This is a genomic window from Acinetobacter sp. ANC 4779, from assembly GCF_004331055.1.
Taxonomy (GTDB): Bacteria; Pseudomonadota; Gammaproteobacteria; order Pseudomonadales; family Moraxellaceae; genus Acinetobacter.
On sequence record NZ_SJNU01000011.1, the window covers coordinates 1 to 19,834 of the forward strand.

19 protein-coding genes are annotated in these 19,834 nt (G+C 39.6%); 11 read left to right on the plus strand and 8 right to left on the minus strand.

Features of this window, described 5'->3' with window-relative positions:
• Positions 1–662: 662 nt before the first annotated feature.
• From E0H80_RS12450 to def, 3 genes are all read right to left on the minus strand, one after another.
• On the minus strand, positions 663–2,741 hold the full coding sequence (locus E0H80_RS12450) for a TonB-dependent copper receptor (protein WP_131366293.1): 2,079 nt from the start codon (positions 2,739–2,741) through the stop codon (positions 663–665).
• A 72-nt stretch (positions 2,742–2,813) separates the two neighbouring features.
• The gene (locus tag E0H80_RS12455) at positions 2,814–3,242 is read right to left on the minus strand and encodes a DUF2946 family protein (protein ID WP_131366295.1); all 429 of its coding nucleotides are present in this window, start codon (positions 3,240–3,242) and stop codon (positions 2,814–2,816) included.
• A 90-nt stretch (positions 3,243–3,332) separates the two neighbouring features.
• Positions 3,333–3,863, minus strand: coding sequence for a peptide deformylase (gene def, locus E0H80_RS12460; RefSeq protein ID WP_131366297.1), 531 nt, complete (start codon positions 3,861–3,863; stop codon positions 3,333–3,335).
• Between the two features lie 119 nt (positions 3,864–3,982).
• On the opposite strand from def, the gene E0H80_RS12465 reads away from it, so the two are divergent.
• The 3 genes from E0H80_RS12465 to E0H80_RS12475 all read left to right on the plus strand — a co-directional run bounded on the left by E0H80_RS12465 (position 3,983) and on the right by E0H80_RS12475 (position 7,003).
• On the plus strand, positions 3,983–5,140 hold the full coding sequence (locus E0H80_RS12465; RefSeq protein WP_131366299.1) for a LysM peptidoglycan-binding domain-containing protein: 1,158 nt from the start codon (positions 3,983–3,985) through the stop codon (positions 5,138–5,140).
• 91 nt (positions 5,141–5,231) lie between these two features.
• Positions 5,232–6,389 (plus strand): DNA-processing protein DprA, encoded by a 1,158-nt coding sequence (gene dprA, locus E0H80_RS12470; RefSeq protein ID WP_131366301.1) that lies wholly within the window; start codon positions 5,232–5,234, stop codon positions 6,387–6,389.
• A gap of 44 nt (positions 6,390–6,433) precedes the next feature.
• Positions 6,434–7,003: an L-threonylcarbamoyladenylate synthase gene (locus E0H80_RS12475; RefSeq protein WP_131366303.1), complete on the plus strand. Its 570-nt coding sequence runs from the start codon at positions 6,434–6,436 to the stop codon at positions 7,001–7,003.
• 413 nt (positions 7,004–7,416) lie between these two features.
• Here the strand turns inward: E0H80_RS12475 and E0H80_RS12480 are convergent, their stop codons facing one another.
• Positions 7,417–8,331 (minus strand): DMT family transporter, encoded by a 915-nt coding sequence (locus E0H80_RS12480; protein ID WP_131366305.1) that lies wholly within the window; start codon positions 8,329–8,331, stop codon positions 7,417–7,419.
• A gap of 196 nt (positions 8,332–8,527) precedes the next feature.
• Between E0H80_RS12480 and E0H80_RS12485 the strand changes: the two genes are divergently transcribed.
• From E0H80_RS12485 to E0H80_RS12510, 6 genes are all read left to right on the plus strand, one after another.
• Entirely contained in the window at positions 8,528–9,280 is a 753-nt protein-coding gene (locus tag E0H80_RS12485; RefSeq protein WP_131366307.1) for a helix-turn-helix transcriptional regulator, read from the plus strand.
• Between the two features lie 185 nt (positions 9,281–9,465).
• The gene (locus E0H80_RS12490; protein WP_131366309.1) at positions 9,466–10,020 is read left to right on the plus strand and encodes a hypothetical protein; all 555 of its coding nucleotides are present in this window, start codon (positions 9,466–9,468) and stop codon (positions 10,018–10,020) included.
• 161 nt (positions 10,021–10,181) lie between these two features.
• Positions 10,182–10,727: a glutathione peroxidase gene (locus E0H80_RS12495; RefSeq protein WP_131366311.1), complete on the plus strand. Its 546-nt coding sequence runs from the start codon at positions 10,182–10,184 to the stop codon at positions 10,725–10,727.
• A gap of 208 nt (positions 10,728–10,935) precedes the next feature.
• Complete coding sequence (locus E0H80_RS12500) at positions 10,936–11,292, plus strand: RcnB family protein (RefSeq protein ID WP_131366313.1); 357 nt, start codon at positions 10,936–10,938, stop codon at positions 11,290–11,292.
• 146 nt (positions 11,293–11,438) lie between these two features.
• Positions 11,439–12,044 (plus strand): hypothetical protein, encoded by a 606-nt coding sequence (locus E0H80_RS12505; protein ID WP_131366315.1) that lies wholly within the window; start codon positions 11,439–11,441, stop codon positions 12,042–12,044.
• Positions 12,045–12,223: 179 nt separating this feature from the next.
• Positions 12,224–12,661, plus strand: a complete 438-nt coding sequence (locus E0H80_RS12510; protein ID WP_131366317.1) for an AAA family ATPase — start codon at positions 12,224–12,226, stop codon at positions 12,659–12,661.
• A 49-nt stretch (positions 12,662–12,710) separates the two neighbouring features.
• Here the strand turns inward: E0H80_RS12510 and E0H80_RS12515 are convergent, their stop codons facing one another.
• Complete coding sequence (locus E0H80_RS12515) at positions 12,711–14,078, minus strand: NAD-dependent succinate-semialdehyde dehydrogenase (RefSeq protein WP_131366319.1); 1,368 nt, start codon at positions 14,076–14,078, stop codon at positions 12,711–12,713.
• Positions 14,079–14,521: 443 nt separating this feature from the next.
• Positions 14,522–14,839 (minus strand): hypothetical protein, encoded by a 318-nt coding sequence (locus E0H80_RS12520; RefSeq protein WP_131366321.1) that lies wholly within the window; start codon positions 14,837–14,839, stop codon positions 14,522–14,524.
• Positions 14,840–15,010: 171 nt separating this feature from the next.
• On the opposite strand from E0H80_RS12520, the gene E0H80_RS12525 reads away from it, so the two are divergent.
• A complete protein-coding gene (locus E0H80_RS12525) occupies positions 15,011–16,273 on the plus strand; it encodes an SIR2 family protein (RefSeq protein WP_131366323.1) in 1,263 nt (420 codons plus the stop codon).
• Positions 16,266–17,930, plus strand: coding sequence for an ATP-binding protein (locus tag E0H80_RS12530; protein ID WP_131366325.1), 1,665 nt, complete (start codon positions 16,266–16,268; stop codon positions 17,928–17,930). Before E0H80_RS12525 ends, E0H80_RS12530 begins: the two co-directional genes overlap by 8 nt.
• 44 nt (positions 17,931–17,974) lie before the next feature.
• On the opposite strand, the gene E0H80_RS12535 is transcribed toward E0H80_RS12530, so the two are convergent.
• A complete protein-coding gene (locus E0H80_RS12535) occupies positions 17,975–18,394 on the minus strand; it encodes a F0F1 ATP synthase subunit epsilon (protein ID WP_067864587.1) in 420 nt (139 codons plus the stop codon).
• 27 nt (positions 18,395–18,421) lie between these two features.
• On the minus strand, positions 18,422–19,816 hold the full coding sequence (gene atpD / locus E0H80_RS12540; RefSeq protein ID WP_067864589.1) for a F0F1 ATP synthase subunit beta: 1,395 nt from the start codon (positions 19,814–19,816) through the stop codon (positions 18,422–18,424).
• Between the last annotated feature and the right edge of the window lie 18 nt (positions 19,817–19,834).

Below are 19,834 nucleotides of genomic sequence, written 5' to 3' on the forward strand. Positions count from 1 at the left end.
CAATGAAAATAATTTCGATCGATCAACCAGTAAAAATCCACACAAGTTGTTCTTCATAAGTTCTTAATGATCTTCTTGCTGATTCGTCACCAGCAAGCTAGGTCGGCTATACTACTCTCTTCTCGAGAATAGTCAACAGGTTTTATTGATTATTTCCAAACTTCTTCAAGACTTCCAGATTTAAACCCTTTAGGCTAAATCCTTGTTTCTCAACAAGTTTTAATCAACATCACCGCCGATGGATGTGCATTCTACAGCATTTCAGAGCGGTTGCAATACTTCTGGCTAAGAAATTATTTTGAGTGTTTGTTTTTCAAACCAAGAAAAACATAAGTTACTGTTATATATATTTAAATTATATTAATGTTTTTCTAATTTTATTTAATCGAGCTACTCATTCCCACATCTAATAAACTCAAATCATTGTTTTAATTAAATTTAAAATATAAAAATATTTATCGCGCGACTTGTATTACTTAATCCTCATTCTATTTTTGTTTTATTCTTAGCCAACTTGCTTTTTATATATACACAACTTGTTTTGTTTGGTCTTATTTCTATAGATAAATCCTCAATATAAATATTGTAAAATTAGTTTCAAAGCTCAGAAATTAAAAAACCACTACTTTTTAGCAGTGGTTTTTTAGAATACTTTAGAACAATTAGAACTTCATACTGACACGCGCCCAGTAGTTACGACCAATATTATTAAATTGCTCATCCGCTGCCAAACCAAAGCCTGCACTACCCGCTTTATTTAAGTGCTCGCTATAGGTTTTATCCAATACGTTATCAATACCTACAGAAAGATCCACTCCATCACGAATATGGTAGGTGCCATTCAGCGACAAAGTTCCAAAACCACTGCTTTCACCTAAATCATACCCCACAATATTGCCTTGATCTTGACTGATACGATTTTGACTATCTACCACACGCCACAATGCACCTAAAGTATATTGATCTTGCACATAACGCAGATTGACACGCCCTTCCAGAGGTGAGATTTGGGGTAAAGGTTTATTGTCGGTGGTATTTTCACCCCAAGCATACATCGCGCTTATATCTGCTTGCAGATGGTCGGTCAGTTGATAGCCAATTCCTGCTTCTGCTCCTGCAATGGTCGCATCCACATTTTTAGCTCCTGCCGTTTTGCCATGACTTGTGCCATGATTCATCATGCCCGGCATGCTATGCATGTGATAGCTCATTAAAATATAATCATTAATTAAGCCAGCATAAGCTGACACCCAAGAACTGAGTGCGCCATGCTCATGTTGATAACCTAAATCAAGCTGTAGGGTTTTCTCCGTATCTATGCCATTAAAGGCATTGACCGTACCGAGATTACCATGTGCCGTACTGAACAGTTCCCAATAGTCTGGCATGCGCTCGACATAACCTAGGCCGATATAGGTTTTGGCGTCATGTTCTGGATGCTGGCTTTCTAAACGTATAAATGTGCTTGGCAAGGTTTCAGAACGGCTATCATTCAATTTAAGTGCATCAATTTTGACTTGATCAACGCGTGCACCCGTCACCAATTTATTTTGTTCACTCAATTGATAACTGAGTTCACCAAAAGCACCATAAGATTGGAAACGCATATCACTACTAAATGGAACATTCATCGTTGGCATTGTCGGCGATGACATACTGCCACCATGTTTATTAAACTGAGAATCTACCCCAGTGATCAAATTCCATTTATTCCATTCACTGGTCATCGCTAAACGTGAATTCAAGGTACGACGCGTGACTTGCATTTCTGATGGGTTTGGCATTTCCATCATTATTCCACCATGATTCATTTCTACCATTGGTGGCGTACGTAAACGGAAATTATCCATCACATGGTCGTTATAGCTATAGTTCACTTGCCCTTCAATTTTCTTGATAACATCGGTAACATTTTTCTTTTCAAACCTTAAACCGAGGCTTTCACGGGCAAACTGTGTGCCATCCATTTCACGACCTGCATAGACCGCTTCGCCATCTGCTTTGCCGCCAGTAAGTTCGATCCAGGTATTTTCATCCGGTGTCCATCCCAATGCTAAATCAGCATTCCAGCGTTGCCAATCCGAAGGAACGGTTTTGCCATCCCCATCTTTATAGCTATCTGAAACAGAGCGGTTGGCATTTAAACGAATATATTTTTTCTCATCTCCAACTGCCGCTTCAACATTATGATCCAGACGACCATATGAACCCATCAGCACACTGGCTTGACCTCGGTAAGGCTTATCGTGATTCAGTTTTTCCGCTTCGCGCTCAAAAATGACGGTTGCAGCCGAACCGGTATTGGCATATTGAACCGTTTGCGGACCTTTAATCACCGAAATGCGATCATAGCTTTCCGGTGAAATATAGGAAGTTGGCGCATCCATACGGTTTGGGCAGGCACCCAAATTTTCTGTGCCATCCGCTAAAATTTTAATCCGCGAACCAAACATGCCACGGAAAGTGACATCACCATTGGTGCCGCCATTTTTGATCGAACTAAATCCCATGATGCTTTGCAGATAATCAGCACCATCGCTGGCTGGAATCGGCTGGATTGGCTGTTTCGGATCGGCACGCACAATGAGTCCATTGGCATCATTGCCTGAATGGGCCGTCGCCACAATCGGCGCTAAAGTTTGAACGATGGTATTTTGTTGCTCGGCAAATACCGAAGCTGAATAACAAGCCATACAAATTGCAGCCGCAAGAGGCTGTAAATAAAATTTAGGTTGAGCCATTTTTAAATCTCACTAAGACATAAATACAACTGTGCTGGAGTCATTCAAGACCCAGACATCCAAATGGTTGAATTATGCAAATAGTGGTGGAGCACGCCCTTGCGGCAGCAGAAAGAGTCGTTGTAAAACAAACCAGACATGACTAAAGGTCTTTTGGAATGCCAATAAACGAATTTGAATACGATCTAAAACTTCTTTCACATCCAATTCTGGCGGTAAAACTAAATTACCGTAGACGGTACAGTACTGACACTGATGGCTGGCATCATGATCATGCCCGGCATGCGAATCATGCTGTTGAGTGTCATGATTGACTTGATGATGGGAATGTTCAGAAGCAGAAGATTGATGAGTAGCGCCAGGGCTGAGTAATAATGCACGCGTAATGGTTTCACAGACCGGCGCAATCTGATATTGCTCCGGCAGCAAAGGCTGTAAAAAAACAGAAATCTGTAAAAATACGGCCATACAAGCGAACAGTAGACCACTACGCAGAAGCACCAGCAAACCCTAAAATTTGTCTAACCCAAGTATAACAAAGCCCAATCGAAATTGGACTTGTAAATTTTAATTTTATCTAAATCGTTGGGCTTAACGTTTGACTGTAACTTTGTCTTTTTGACGTTGACGAACAGTTTTTTCGACTTTTTCACGTGCCCGTTGACGCTTTAATGGCGATAAATAATCAACAAATAACTTGCCATTTAAGTGATCCATTTCATGTTGAATACAAACAGCGAGAAGTTCGTCTGCTTCCATCTCAAATGATTGACCTTCAAGGTTAATTGCCTCGATTTTTACACGTGACGGACGCTCAACTTTATCGTATATTTGAGGTACTGACAGGCAGCCTTCTTCATAGGGCTGAGTTTCTTTAGTTAACGGTGTGACTTTGGGGTTAATAAATACCATGGGTTGATCTTTATGTTCAGATAAATCCATGACAATCAGCTGAATATGATGATCAACCTGTGTTGCTGCCAGACCGATACCAGGTGCTTCGTACATGGTTTCAAACATATCTGCTACAAGCTGACGAATTTCATCAGTGACTTCTTCGACTGGTTTAGCAATGGTACGAAGACGGGGATCCGGGAAACTTAAAACAGGTAATAAGGCCATACGGTGTCCTCACTTATGCCATTGATCAAAAAACAAAATGAAGGAATGCTTCATCAAAAAAATGTGTGTAATATCGTTATTATAACGCAACTACATACATAATTTTAGGAATTATGATAATGAAAAAGGTTTTCAAGGGCGCACCAAATTTTAGTGCCTTGGGGTTTAAAAAACAATTATTGGCACTTGCCGTATGTGTAAGTGTTGGAATCGGGATGGTTAGCCTTGCTGAAGCCGCCCCTGCCCGAAATGTCAATCCACCTGCTTTAAAAGCCGGAGCACCACAAGTTTATGTGGTGAAAAAAGGTGATACTTTATGGGATATTTCCAAAAGATTTTTGAAAAATCCGGTACGTTGGCCTGAAATCTGGGCAAGCAACAAACATGTGAAAAATCCGCACTGGATTTTCCCGGGCGACCGCCTGCTGATGTGTACCTATAATGGCAAACCAATCATCGGTAAAGATGAAGGTGATGGCTGTGAAGGGATTATCCGTCGCTATACCGGAGGCAGCACCAAGCTACAACCTCAGGTTCGCATCGAGTCTTTAAATAATGCTATTCCCGTGATTCCGCTGGAATACATCCAACACTGGTTAGAACGCAGTACCATTGTGGCATCTGAATCGGTTCAAGGTACGCCATACATTTTAGGTACAGCCGATCAACGTGTAATGGCTGCCAAAGGTCAAACTGTTTATGCACGCGGCAATGGGCTGGAAGTGGGTCAACGCTATGCCGTTTACCGTGAAGGTGAACCGTATATGTTTACCGATGCCAAAGGTAAAAAATACAATGCTGGTCTTGAGTTAATTCAAGTCGCATCAGGTATTGCTGTTCGCGGTGAAAATGACATTACCACCCTTGAACTGACAGATACTTATAATGCTGAAGTTCGTCGTGGTGATCGCGTTCTACCTGAATATGATCCAATGCTGCCAACCCTGTTCTACCCAACCAATGCAGAAGATGTGGTTGCAGGGGGCCAAATTGTTCGCGTAATGGGATCAATTGGTACTGCAGCAAAACACAGTGTAGTGACCATTGACCGTGGTAGTTTGCAAGGAATTCAAGTTGGACACGTGCTGACTGTTAACCAAAAAGGTGAAATCGTTACCGATCCAAAAACCAAAGAACGTGTTCAATTACCTGGACAGCGTATTGGTAATATCATGGTATTCAAAAGCTTCGAAAACTTAAGCTATGCCTATGTGCTTGATAGCGAATTACCGATTAAAGTCGGTGCTGGCATTCAGCCGCCGCTTATGGATGACTAATCCTTAAATCAAAATCTAGAAATGAGGCTGAGATTCAGCCTCATTTTATTTTTTTAAACAATAAAAAGAAGACATCATTAAAGGTCTCGTTATGCTCAATTCATTAAGCTCCGTGCAGCTGGACTACATTCGTTTATGGTTTCTGGTACACCACTCGCTGACCAGCTTTTATAAAATCAATAAACACTATCCCCATCTGGCTGAGGCAACACAGCCTGATCAAATTGAAACATGGAAAAAGCTGGGCATTCACAAAAACCATATTCAGCGTCTGCAAGATTTTCATCTTCCTGAAGCACAGCTGCAATTTCAGCATTGTATTGCTCTGATTCAAAAACATAGCGACTTCATTCTGACTTTCGACCATCCTGACTATCCCACTCAACTACTACCCTATGCTGAAAAACCGCCTATTCTGTTTGGTCAAGGTGATGCTCAAGCCTTGTTGCAACCGCAAGTTGCCATCGTTGGCAGTCGAAAACCGAGTAGCCACGGACGACAGGTGGCTTATGATTTTGCCTATTATTTAAGTGATCAAGGTTTTTACATTATTAGTGGTTTAGCTGAAGGGATTGATGAAGCCGCACATCAAGGTGCTTTACGCCACAGTCGAACCATTGCTGTGATGGGCACAGGATTAGACCAGACCTACCCGACCCAACATCAGCAACTGCGACAACAGATTATTGCCCAGTCAGGGACAGTGGTGACTGAATTCTTACCGGGAACACCGCCTTTACAACAGCATTTTCCACGGCGCAATCGCCTCGTGAGCGGTTTAAGTCTGGGTGTTATCGTTGCAGAAGCCGCACTGAAAAGTGGTTCCTTAATTACGGCAAAATGGGCAGCCGAACAAGGTAAATTGATCTTTGCTATTCCAGGTCATATCTATAGTGAGCATCATCAAGGCTGCCATCAACTGATTCGTGAAGGTGCTATTTTGGTCGACCATCCGGAGCAGGTGATTGAAGATTTGGCGCTGCCCACGCAATGGCAAAATCAACAACAGATTGAACAGGTAAAAAATTCGAATAGCCTTCAAGCACCCAACGAAGTACCCACTGCATTACTGCCTCACCTAACTCGCCTATATAACCAGCTGGATTGGGTCGGGCAAAACATAGATAGCATTGTTGCTAAGCTGCAATCAGATATCGGCACAGTGACCAGTCAACTGATGGAATTAGAATTACTTGGATTATGTATGCAACAGGCGGGCCTGTATCTACGTTGTCGTCCAAGCAAATAAGGTTCACAATAAGCCTTTAAATGTATTTGAAGGGATAAAATTCAATGATTACCACCTCTGTTGCCGAAGCTGCTGAATGTTTAAAACAAGGACAGGTTTTAGCATATCCTACAGAGGCAGTTTGGGGCTTAGGCTGTGATCCCTTTAATGAACAGGCTTTCTTCGAAATTCTACGCTTAAAGCAACGCCCGATTGAAAAAGGGGTGATTTTATTGGCCGCACAGATCGCGCAAGTTGAGCCTCTATTAGAATCCCTCACTGCAGAAATGCATCAAAAAGTGATTGATTCTTGGAGTCATCGTTCTCCCACTGAACGAGCAAGCACCTGGTTATTGCCTGCAGGTGACCATATTCCCAACTGGATTAAGGGCAACCATGCTAAAGTGGCGGTACGTGTCACCACCCATCCTTTATGCGTAGCGCTATGCAATGCGTTTAATGGTTTTATTGTATCGACCAGTGCCAATCCTGCCGGTGGCAAACCTGCTCACTCACTGCAACAAGCCAATCAATATTTTTCAACTCAGATCAATTATTTGAATGGTGATTTGGGGCTTAGCCAAGAACCGAGCCGTATTATTGATGCTGAAACAGGTGAAGTGATTCGCGCTTAATGCGGATCATTTTTATTGGTAAAATCATACTAATTTTCAGGCAAAAAAAAGCTCAACCATATAGGGACGGCTGAGCATAAAAAAGGATGTGCATAAATCACATCCAGAGGGTCTGTGAATCTGGTTGCAAAAGTTTAAATTTCGTTAATAATCACTTAAACATTCACTATATAAGCATTATCTAATAAATTTTTTTATTATACAAATAGATTATTTATCTCATAAAACACTTAAAAACTATGAGACATTCAGCATATTTTCTTAAAAATTTAAATTATCTCACTATTTTTTAATCATCTTTTTTAAAAAAAATCGTTTCAATCTATTGGTAAAATGCTTAGGCCTTTGCCACTTCCATTAAATAACAAGTAAAAAAATAAATGCGTTTGTTGGTTTTTTCATCTATTTCTCACTTAAGCATTCAATTTTTCTGCTGCTACTGCGGGTACTTTCTTCTGGGCCAATAATATTCCCAGTAAAATGATGACTCCCCCAATACTGTGATAAATCGTCCATGCTTCTGCTAACCATACATAGGCAATAATTGCGGTGCAGACCGGCGTTAAGTTCATAAAAATACTGGTTCGGTTCGGCCCAATCATTTGTACTGCCAGCATCCAGACTAAGGGTGCAATCAAGGATGGAAAAATACCGGCATACAGCACACTAGCGACATTATGTTGATCAATGGCATCGAGTCCTAAATATAAAACAAAGGGTAAATGGTAAAGCAGGGCAAAAGCGATCTGCACATACAAACTAATCATCAATGGAATTTGCAGTTGCCACTTTTTAAGAAATACACCATAAAAAGCATAGAAAAATACCGCCAGTACCATCATGGCATCGCCCAGATGACCGCCTGACTGTATCAGATTAAGCAGATTTCCCTGTGCCATCACATAGAGCAAACCGGCAAAAGATAAAATACTGCCCACCACTGCAAAACGGTTAGGAATCTCCTTAAGCATGAACATGGAAACAAAAATGGTAAACACGGGAATGAAGGCATTGATAATACCCATATTGGTTGCCGTCGTATAATGTGCTGCGGTATAGCCCAACCCTTGATACAACACCATGCCAAAGGCACCCAATACGGCGAGCTGTTTCCAGTGTTTAACAACCAGTTGACGTTCATGCCAGACTTTATTCAGCATAAAGGGGGTTAATACCAGAAACGCCACTAGCCAGCGATAGAAACTGATACTCACTGGAGAGATATAATCTGCCACATAGCGTGTTACGGTGATATTCATGGACCAGATTAAAACCGCCAGCAATGGCAAAGCGAGTGCCCACCAGAGTGGTTTGCTTTGCAGTGTCATCCCCTTTCCTCACACTAGAATATTTATTATCCATTTTCATCGAAGTCTGAAATAATTAGAATATCGGATTTCAGACATCAATATTGAGCTACAGACACATCTAGATCGTTTCACTGCTGTGTAATTAAAATTCATTCTTTTTATGAAATGGATGCAGGAATATAGAAGAACCTAGAACAAGGATAAGGATATAGACATGCTGGAACATATTGAGCGCTATATAGAAGTAGATGATTTCTTTTATCAAAAGGATGAAATTGTTGCGCCACACAGTTCCGTATGGGGCGATTTTAATTTCAGCTTGAACGGTATTTTGGAATATGAAATAGAGGGACAAATTTATCTGTCACCACCGAATTATGGCCTCTGGTTGCCACCCCAAACAGCGCATACCTCTATCGCACTGGATGAACAAATCACCCACTATGTCTGTATCCGCATTCATCCTTCGCTATGTGGCCAGTTTGCATCTTGCACCAAGACTTTAAGCATTCGCCCCTTTCTTCGACATCTGGTGCATGAAATTCTGGAACAAAAACAGCAAGGCATAAGCACGCTGCATTATCGGCATTTATTACAGGTATTATTCGATCAGCTGAAAACTGCACCAGCGTATGAGCATTATTTGCCACAAACCAAGCATGTTGTGCTTCAGCCCCTATTACAGCAATTGGCCAGTCCAGCGCTATTTCACAAAAGCTTGCAGCAACTTGTTAGCGACTCATCCATCAGCGAACGACATTTACTGCGTTTAAGCCAGCAGGAATTGCAGTTGAGTTTATCGGAATGGCGCAATCGAGCCAAAATCTTATATGCCATCACCCAGATTCGCCAAGGCAAAACAGTAAAGAAACTGGCCTATGAATTGGGCTATCAGCACAGTTCCAGTTTTATTGAATTCTTTAAGCGTTATACCGAACAAACCCCTGCACAATTACGTGATATCTAAATTTTCATGTTATTAAATAAATAACTCTTTTTGCAATTTGCAGCAGCTTACCAACAAAAACACCATAGTCAGCAGCCAGTCAGATATGCGACTTTAACAGTTGGACTCCACCCAGTATGTGCCATATTTTTTAAATTTGAATGAATAGAATCAGGTTTAGTGATGTAAACCTGTGAGGATGCATTATGAAAAAACGATTATTAGCTTCACTGTGTTTTGCCGCTTTGGCATTAACAGCATGTGATAAAAAACCAAATAATGAAGCACCTGCATCGTCAACGACGAGTAGCTCAGCGGTATCTACGCCTGCTAGTACTCAGCCCGCAACTGCTGTCTTAAGCACAAACAATGCTGCAGATATTAAAAATGATTTAAACCAGATCGAAACCCTCTCTACCAGCCGAAGCAAAGAAGCTTCTGCTTTGCAAAATAAAGCCAATGAAGCTGCACAAAAAGGTGACAAAGCTGCTTTAAATACAATTGTTGCCGAAATGAAAACCTATATTGGACGCTTTAACCAAGACCTAGATGCTTTAAACCTGAAAAGTTCAGAAGTCGATGCATTACGGGGAAAAATTAAAGAATCTAATAATGTGGGTGTGGAATTTTCTGAAGCAAGTATTGCCAACCCCCCGGATAAGGCGAAAATCACCGAGCTTCAAAACCGTGTCACTGCATTGCAAAAAGAATTGGTCTCTGAAACCCAGGCTTTACAAAACAAAGCCAAAACAGCAGCTTAATCTAAGCTTAATATTAAAAAACAGGTCTATTGGCCTGTTTTTTATTTTTTTTAGCCCGAATAAAATTAATCTACAAATCAAAATAAAATAAAGGCTTGTCGATAGCGTTAATAACCGTTAAAACAAAACAGTGATTATCTCAAGTATTTAAGGACAATAGAATGAGCCATTCCGTTTATGACATTCCTGTCAAAACTATTCAAGGCAACGAAACGACACTGAACCAATATCAAGGTAAAGTTCTGCTCATTGTAAACACGGCCTCTAAATGTGGTTTAACGCCACAATATGAAGGTTTAGAAAAACTGTATAAGGACAAGAAAGATCAAGGACTTGAGATTTTAGGTTTTCCGGCCAATAACTTCTTGGCACAAGAACCAGGTTCTGATGACGAAATTCAAGAATTCTGTTCACTCAATTATCAGGTGGATTTCCCGCTTTTTTCTAAAATTTCAGTTGCGGGTGAAGACAAGCACCCGCTTTATCAAACTTTGACTCAAGCCATACCAGAACGTATGGGTGAAGGGCCTTGGTGGAAAGATCTGGTCGATTATGGTTTAACACCGAATCCAAAACCGGAAGTGCTGTGGAACTTTGAAAAATTCCTGGTGAATAAAGAGGGTGAAGTGGTGGCGCGTTTTGCACCGGATATTACTGCAGATGATGCACGTATTGTTGATGCAGTGAATGCCGAACTTGCCAAGTAATTTCTAACCAAAATGTAAGCATCTACATACCGTGTAGGTGCTTACTATTTTAAATTGAAAACAATAATTTAATACCATAAAAATAATGTTCCCTGCTTCACACTTCATCCTTTATTTTAATGATTCAACAACATCACGTTCACTATTTATCAAGAGCTTAGGTATAGGATGAATCTATAAACCAACCGCCATGAATGAAAGGTGAAGTATGAATATTCTCGTAAAAGCAATTGTTTTATCATTTTCCACTGCTTTAGTGGCTGCACCTGCAATGGCTGCCCCACAAGATCATTACAGTCAATCTCATCAAATTCAAAATCACCATACAGCACCTGTTCAACAGCATCAGCATGCTGTCCATAAAAAAGCAGTAAATCCGTCACATGACTGGAGAGTCGGTCAAAAAGTCCCAACTCAATACTATGGTCAAAGCTATAAAGTGGATCACAAAAAATTTAAAAAATTAAGCAAACCTGGTAAAAACCAGCAATGGATTAAAGTGAATGGCGATTATGTGTTAACCAATGTCATGAGTCACAAAATCATTAAAATTATTGGCGGTTAATTCCAGCAATCTTGGTGCTAAAAGAGTACTTCGGTACTCTTTTTTAATGCCGGAAAATAAATTTGTTATCGCTTTGCAACAATCATTTTTTTCTCCACATTTCACCCTTATATTAACCATCATTAAAGTAATGATATGAATTGATTATGAAAAAATTCATCCAAAATGTGGTTTCTCCTTTTGTGATGTTTAGTGCGGGTCTGTTATTGATTGGTTGTGAACAAGCAAACTCACCTGATTCAACAGAAACCCAAACTTCACAATCAAACGAAATATCTGAACCGGTATCTAAAGAATCAGCAGTAACATCTAAGGCTGAACTGAAAAGTGGCAACATGTTTTATATCGTGCGTGATGTTGCGGATATGCAACTGAAAGCCGGTGATTATGTTGAACAGCTTAAGCAAACTCAAAGTGAGTTGCAAACCGCGATTAATGATAAAGATCAACAGCAGTTGCAAGCTACTGCGAAAAATCTGCAACACGAACTGACTGGATTTAATCAGGCATTGACTGGCTTGAACCTAAAAAGTCAGGAAATTGATTCGATTCGTCAAAATATTATGCAAGCCAATCAGCAAGCTTTGGCTACCCCATTGTTAAATGGAGATGTCGACTTGAGTCAGGTGGATTTCAAGAAAATTGAAAAACAGATGGGCAGCATCCAGATGGAAATGATCAAACTGGCTGGAATGATGATTCCTCAAGGTCAGGATGAAGCAGAACAGAATGAAGCTGATCAGGAAAGTTAATACATAAAATCATTTAGACAGATCAATTCAGCATCATTGAATTGGTCAGGTCAAATTGATCATGACTTAACAATAACGAAAAATCGTGCATTTAAAATCCTGCCATTCACATTAATTTTCGCCATATCGGTTATTGCATGATTTAATCAAGATCGTCTTTTATAAATCGCAGATTTTTCATGCAACTGATTATTTTTAGCGGTGTTCAGGCTTCAGGTAAATCCTCTTTTTATTTACTGAATTTGCATCATAGCCACTTGAGAATTAATCTGGATATGCTGAAAACGCGACATCGTGAAAATCTCATTTTTGAAGCGTGCTTAGCCAGTCAAGCCAAATGTGTCATTGATAATACCAACCCGAGTAAAGCAGATCGTGCACGTTATATTGAACGTGCTCAAGCCGCCGGGTTTGAAGTGATTTGCTATTTCTTTGAAACGGATTTAAACAGTGCTTTAGAGCGAAATCGCCACAGAACCGGCAAAGCCAACATTCCTGAAGTCGGTGTTCGAGCGACGTATAAGCGATTAGAACAGCCCAGTTTAGATGAAGGGTTTGAGGCAATTTTTAAGGTGAAAATTGTGGGGAATGGAGAGTTTCTGGTCAAGCCTATTTAATGGCATTGAACATAAAAAAGCGATCCGAAGATCGCTTTAAGACACCACTTTAATGTTTAACAACTACCAGTTTTTTCTGTACGAACTCGTTAAAACCTAAATCAGCCAGTTCATGACCATAGCCTGAGTTTTTAACGCCGCCGAAAGGCAACTCTGGAGCAGAATCGGTTAACCAGTTAATCCACAACATACCCGTTTCTACACGTGACGCTAATTTCTTCGCACGCTCAATATTTTGCGAATGAATTGCACCCCCTAAACCATAGTTTGAATCATTGGCAATCTTTACGATTTCATCATCATCTTGTGCCACATAAATTTGCGCCACCGGGCCAAAGAATTCTTCGTACCATGCTTCATTTTCTCGGCTAATATTTTCTAAAATTGTAGGTTCATAGAAGTAACCATCATGATCAATCGCTTTACCGCCTAAAACCAAGGTTGCGCCTTGCTGAACTGCTTTATCAACCTGTTTCACCAGATTTTTTAATGCACTTTCAGACGATAGAGGCCCCAAGGTTGTTGAACGATCCATCGGATCACCCGTTCTTAATGCTTTAAATGCATCTACTAAACCTGCTTTAAATTGTTCAGCAATATCTTTATGCAAAATGAAGCGTTTCGCTGCCGTACAAACTTGACCCGTGTTGTTGACCCGCGCTTTACAACCAATCTGTATCGCTTTTTCTAAGTCTGCATCATCCAGTACAATAAACACGTCATTTCCGCCCAACTCGAGTGTCGACTTCTTAGTATGTTTACCTGCTTGTTCCGCCACCGCACTACCTGCACCTTCTGAACCGGTGAGTGCCACACCGCGCACACGTTTGTCTGCAATAATATCTGCAACTTGTGCCGTGCTAATAAATAAATTCGTCCATACGCCTTTTGGCGCACCTGCTTCCAATACTAACTTTTCAAACGCTTCAGCGCATTGCGGTACAATTCCGGCATGTTTGGCCAACACAGGATTACCAATCGCGCAGTTCGGTGCGAAGACACGCATGAGTTGGTAAAATGGGAAATTCCACGGCTCTACCGCCATAATAATACCCAGCGGATGATGTTCCACCCAAGCTTCACCATGATCTGTTGGATAGTTCACTGGGGCTAAAAATTCTGTGGCTTTCTTGGCATAGTATTCTGCAATTTGAGCGCAGGATTCAATTTCGCCTTCGCTTTGTTCAATCAGTTTTCCCATATCCTGAGTCATAAGCTTGGCCAGTTCAGACTTTTTCTCTCTTAAAAGCTTAGCCATGTTCTTTAATACGTCGACTCTTAAATCAGCTTTTTGCGACCAGTCCGACTTTAAAATTTGCTGGGCTTGATCAAGCGATTGTTGAATATATTGTTCTGTGTGGGAGGAATATTCTTTATTTTGTTGATTGGTAAATGGGTTAATTGATTGATACGTCATAATTTTTCTCTTCTTATTTGCCAATAATCAAATTTGCATAGGCCTTATACGTTACCTAATGAATGAAATTTTCTGCGTGTTATATAATAATTAACTTATCACGTATTTTTTTGATGTGAATGTAGCTTTACAGTTTGGTTCAAAACATTACTTAGAAAGGGTAAAAGCTATGAGTAGTTGAACAAATTCTCGACCTATTTCATAGTCTGATCAATCTAAATACGATACTTCCCCCCACCCATGCTCCTAAAGCTGAAAAATTAAAGCAATTGATTAGGAGGTAAAATGACAAGTAAATCGACTGGTGTTAGCTCAGGTCAGCCCTATTAAAAGACAATAAAAATTAGAATTTTAGTTTAGGAAAATAGCTCAAACAGTTTTTATGAAATCTTTAAGATAAATATTGTGGGGAATGGAGAGTTTTCCGTTTTACCTATGTCATGCTAGTCTTTTCTGATCAATTGATCTCGCTGTTCACGCCATGCTTTAAACGCCGCCTGCATCGCTTGCTGTGCTTCAAGTTTGGCTAAACGGCTTTCCATGATGGAAAAATCACCTTTATAAGCTGCAGCAACCATGGATTTTGCCAATTCTTGAATACTTATTCGACCCTGCTGTTTATAAGTTTGAGTTTCATTTGATGTTAAAATCAAGTCCCAGCAAGATACGACTGAACTCATATCTACAGCAATGCTGAGATAATAATGTTCAGACTCTCGGTAGAGTTCCCAAAAGTGGGGTTCATGCTCGATGAGGTTCATTGAAGATAAATCTTGTTAATTGAATGAATTTAGCCTAGTACAGGATATGAATAAAATATATACAACTTTAGATGAGTTATTCAGTATGTCTTAAAATTAGTAAGGTTTAAACTTGTCGATTAATATACAAACAAATAAGATAGTTTAATTATTACTCAATTACTTAATTACATGAAAAAAAATATTTTTGAGCTTTATGATTCTACCAATGGGGATTGGAATAAATTTGATAATGATGATCCTCCCGTAACTTTACCCCCTACTTCTACAACAACTGAAATAGAAACTGAGAAGACGAGGCTTGAGCTGCAAAAGCAGACATTAGAAAGTCTTTCTCAAAAGCTAAAAACAGCTATTCAGATGCCTAATATTATGGTGTTAGCAGGAAGTGGGACTTCATTAGGTCCCATAGTACAAGGCCCTTCAATGTGGAAATTATGGGAACTATGTACCCAAGACAAAATGAAAGCTCTATCTACCAAGAGTTTTAAAGAAAATGGTTTTGATATATCTAAAGATGAAAATAAAAATATAGAATTATGTTTATCTCATTGCGAAGCATTTATTCAAATTTCACCTGAGAGTCACTGTCTTACAACATCAGAATTTATTCTTGAATGTAAAAAGATTATTTTGGATACCTGTAATTTCATAAAAGATGATCAAAGGCAACTCGTTAACCATCGTGAATTTATAAGAAAGTTATCTAAAAGAAAATCAAAAGATTCACGTATTAAGCTTTTTACAACTAACTATGATACGTGTTTTGAAGATGCAGCCAGCAAATTAGGAATCACTGTTATTGATGGTTTTTCTTTTTCCTTTCCACGGTTCTATGACCCTAAATTTTTTGATTTAGATATTGTTAAACGTAATCAGAGTATAAGTTCCAATAATGTCCATTATCTTGAAGGCGTATTCCAGCTTTATAAATTACACGGCTCAGTAAACTGGAAAAGAGAAAATGGATTTTCTATTCAACAAGGTAATAATGTTACGGCTGAAAATAGTTGTATGATTTTTCCTGCTAAAGGCAAGTATCAACAATCATATATTCAACCACATTTAGAACTAATTTCTCGATTTACACAGGGATTAAGAGAGCCTAATACTTGTCTTATCATTACTGGTTTCGGATTTAATGATGATCATCTATCAGAACCAATTTTATCGGCAATTTATTCAAATCCTCATCTTAAAGTGATCATTGCTACACCGAGTTTAAAAGATGATTTTGCTAAAATCTCCTCAAACCCATCCCCCTATTGGGATAGGTTTAAGCATGTAGCAAATACAAGAAAAAATGATGAGTTAATTTTTATTAATTGTGACTTTGGAAAATTTTCAGAAATCATTCCAGACTTAACAGCATTATCACCAGCAGAAAACCTCTATGAAAGCTTACGTTTAGCTTTTGGAGGTATTCATGACTAAAAGTACTATTAATTCTGAACTTTTATTTGGGAAAGTTAATTATATTGATGCGAATAGTATTCAGTTCGAATATATCAATAATCAACATGAACCAATATATTTTGGAGGAAACCGTTATGGTAAAGGTGAAGTTGGGGAGTTTGTCATAATTGAAAGCCAAGTAAATCTGGTATTAGGCAGAATTATAGAAATTAAAAAAGATGATTTAGCCAAATCAAACTTGGAAATTATTGGGAAGGTTCAACTCCTAGGCACAATTCAAATGGATACTCTAAGAGTGTCTGCTGGCGTTGATTACTATCCAAGTATTAATGATTTAATTTATTCAGCACCTCATGATTTCATTGCATCAATTCCTCAAAAAATGCAAAAAGATGCGGCTAATATTACTTTAGAAATTGGTTCAATTGATCTCGATCAAAGTTGCAGTATTTCTATTACGCCTGAAAAGTTATTTGGCAGACATTTAGGAATACTTGGAGCTACAGGTGGGGGGAAAAGTTATACAACTGCTCGCATTTTAGAAGAATGTTTAAAACATAATTCCAAAATTATTCTTCTTGATCCAACAGGTGAATATGCAGAATTTTCTGATTCCACAGTAACGAATGTTCATTTAGCATCACCGATTAACCCTGCTAGAGGTTCTATTCCAATTTCAATACCCCCTGAGTGTTTTGAAGAAACTGATTTTATTGCACTATTCGAACCAGCAGGTAAATCACAAGGTCCTAAATTTAGAGAAGCTATTAGAAGTTTGAGATTAGTAGAATTATTGAAAATCAAAAAGTTGCATGAAGACTTTATAGAAGAAGATATTTTTAAAAAAATTGGTAGACTAGAAGAAAATTACAAAACAGCTATTAGATCTATCCCAGACAGATATTTACTAGAAATGCCTAATACTAAATTTAACCCTAACAAGTTATGTGCCCAAATTAAGGAAGAATATACAACCGTTTCTCAAAATTTTTATAAGTTTGATGAGTTCAATTTCAATCATTGCCTTTCCTTATTAACACGCATAAATGGAATCATAAACTCACATACTTTTAAATTTGTTTTTAAAGAAAATATGTTGCCCTCTTTTGCAGATAAAATACTTAGCTTCTACATAGATCCGACTAAGAGATTGCTTCGCATTGATATGAGTGCCATTGGATTTGAATTTAAAGCGAGAGAAGTTATTTCTAATGTAATTGGCAGATTTCTCTTAAATAAAGCAAGGCAACAAAGCTTCACTCAAAAACCTATTGTGATATTTTTAGATGAAGCTCATAACTTTATTGGAAAAAGTATTGGCAATGAAGATACTTTAGCGAAGTTGGATGCCTTTGAACTAATTGCTAAAGAAGGACGTAAATTTGGACTAAATGTTTGCCTTGCTACTCAAAGACCAAGAGATATTACCGAAGGTGTATTAAGTCAGCTTGGCACATTGATCGTTCATAGACTTACAAATGACAGAGATCGTGAAATTGTAGAAAGAGCTTGTGGTGAAATCGATAAAGCAGCTTCAGACTTTCTACCTAGCCTTCAGCCTGGTGAGGCAGTCATTATCGGAAATGACTTCCCTATCCCATTGACTATAAACATTAAAAAACCAACGATAAAGCCAAACTCTGAAGGTGCAAACTTCCAAAAAAATTGGGCATAAAAAAACCACCCTTCCGGGTGGTTTCTTTAATCTCGAACCGTCTCTTATTGAGCGCGGTTTTTGATTTTGCGGATCGTTTCTAACTGAGCAACAGTTTCTGCCAAAACAGCAAGTGCAGCAGCAGTATCCAACTCGCTCTTTTGATTCGCAAGCAATGTTTCAGCGTGTTTACGCGCTTCAAGAATTGCAGCTTCATCTAAATCGTGTGCACGAACTGCAGTATCTGCAAGAATCGTAACCACGTGCGGTTGAACTTCAAGAACACCACCTGATACATAGATTAACTCTTCTGTACCATTTTCAAGCAAAACGCGAATTGCGCCTGGCTTGAGCAAAGTTACCAACGGAGCATGGCCAGGCATAATACCCAACTCACCGCCAGCACCTTTTGCAATTAGCATCGTTACAGTGCCCGAGTACAAAGACTCGTTTACACTTACAACATCACATTGCATAGTCGCCATGAGAATCTCCTAAATTAGAGTAGCTAATTAAAGTTTCTCGGCTTTAGCAATAACTTCGTCAATACCACCAACCATATAGAACGCTTGTTCTGGAATGTGATCGTATTCACCAGCGAGAAGACCTTTAAAGCCACGAATCGTTTCTTTAAGAGATACTAATTTACCAGGCGCGCCAGTAAATACTTCAGCTACGTGGAACGGTTGAGAGAAGAAACGTTGGATTTTACGCGCACGGTAAACAACCAATTTATCTTCTTCAGCAAGCTCGTCCATACCCAAGATCGCGATGATGTCTTTAAGCTCTTTATAACGTTGCAATACGTTCTGTACAGAACGTGCAATTTCATAATGCTCTTGACCAACCACTAACGGATCTAATTGGCGTGAAGTTGAGTCTAGTGGATCGATCGCTGGATAAATACCAGATGATGCGATGTCACGGCTCAATACAACAGTTGCGTCTAAGTGAGCAAACGTTGTAGCAGGCGATGGATCTGTTAAGTCATCGGCAGGTACGTATACCGCTTGGATTGACGTAATAGAACCAGACTTAGTCGATGTAATACGTTCTTGAAGAACACCCATCTCTTCTGCAAGAGTTGGTTGGTAACCTACTGCAGATGGCATACGACCTAGAAGTGCAGACACTTCGGTACCAGCCAATGTGTAACGGTAAATGTTGTCAACGAACAACAATACGTCACGGCCTTTACCGTTTTCGTCTTTCTCGTCACGGAAGTATTCCGCCATAGTCAAACCAGTCAACGCTACGCGTAAACGGTTTCCTGGTGGCTCATTCATCTGACCGTAGACCATTGCTACTTTGTCTAGAACGTTAGAATCTTTCATTTCGTGATAGAAGTCATTACCTTCACGAGTACGTTCACCAACACCAGCAAACACAGATAAACCTGAGTGAGCTTTCGCGATGTTGTTGATCAATTCCATCATGTTTACAGTTTTACCAACGCCGGCACCACCGAACAGACCAACTTTACCACCTTTCGCAAACGGGCAAAGTAAGTCGATGACTTTAATACCAGTTTCTAAAAGGTCAGTAGAAGCCGCTTGTTCAGCATAAGAAGGTGCTGCGCGGTGAATCGGCAAACGTGCTTCTGTCGCAACAGGACCAGCTTCGTCGATTGGGCGACCAAGAACGTCCATGATACGACCCAAACATGCTGTACCTACAGGTACAGAGATTGGAGCACCAGTGTTAACTACGTTCAAACCACGCTTAAGGCCTTCAGTAGAACCCATTGCAATAGTACGAACTACGCCATCACCAAGTTGTTGCTGAACTTCTAAAGTAGTTTCAGTACCTTCAACATGGAGAGCGTCATAGATCTTAGGAACGCTGTTGCGTTCAAACTCGACGTCGATTACCGCGCCGATGATCTGAATGATACGACCGCTATTCATTGCTGTCTCCTCAATTCA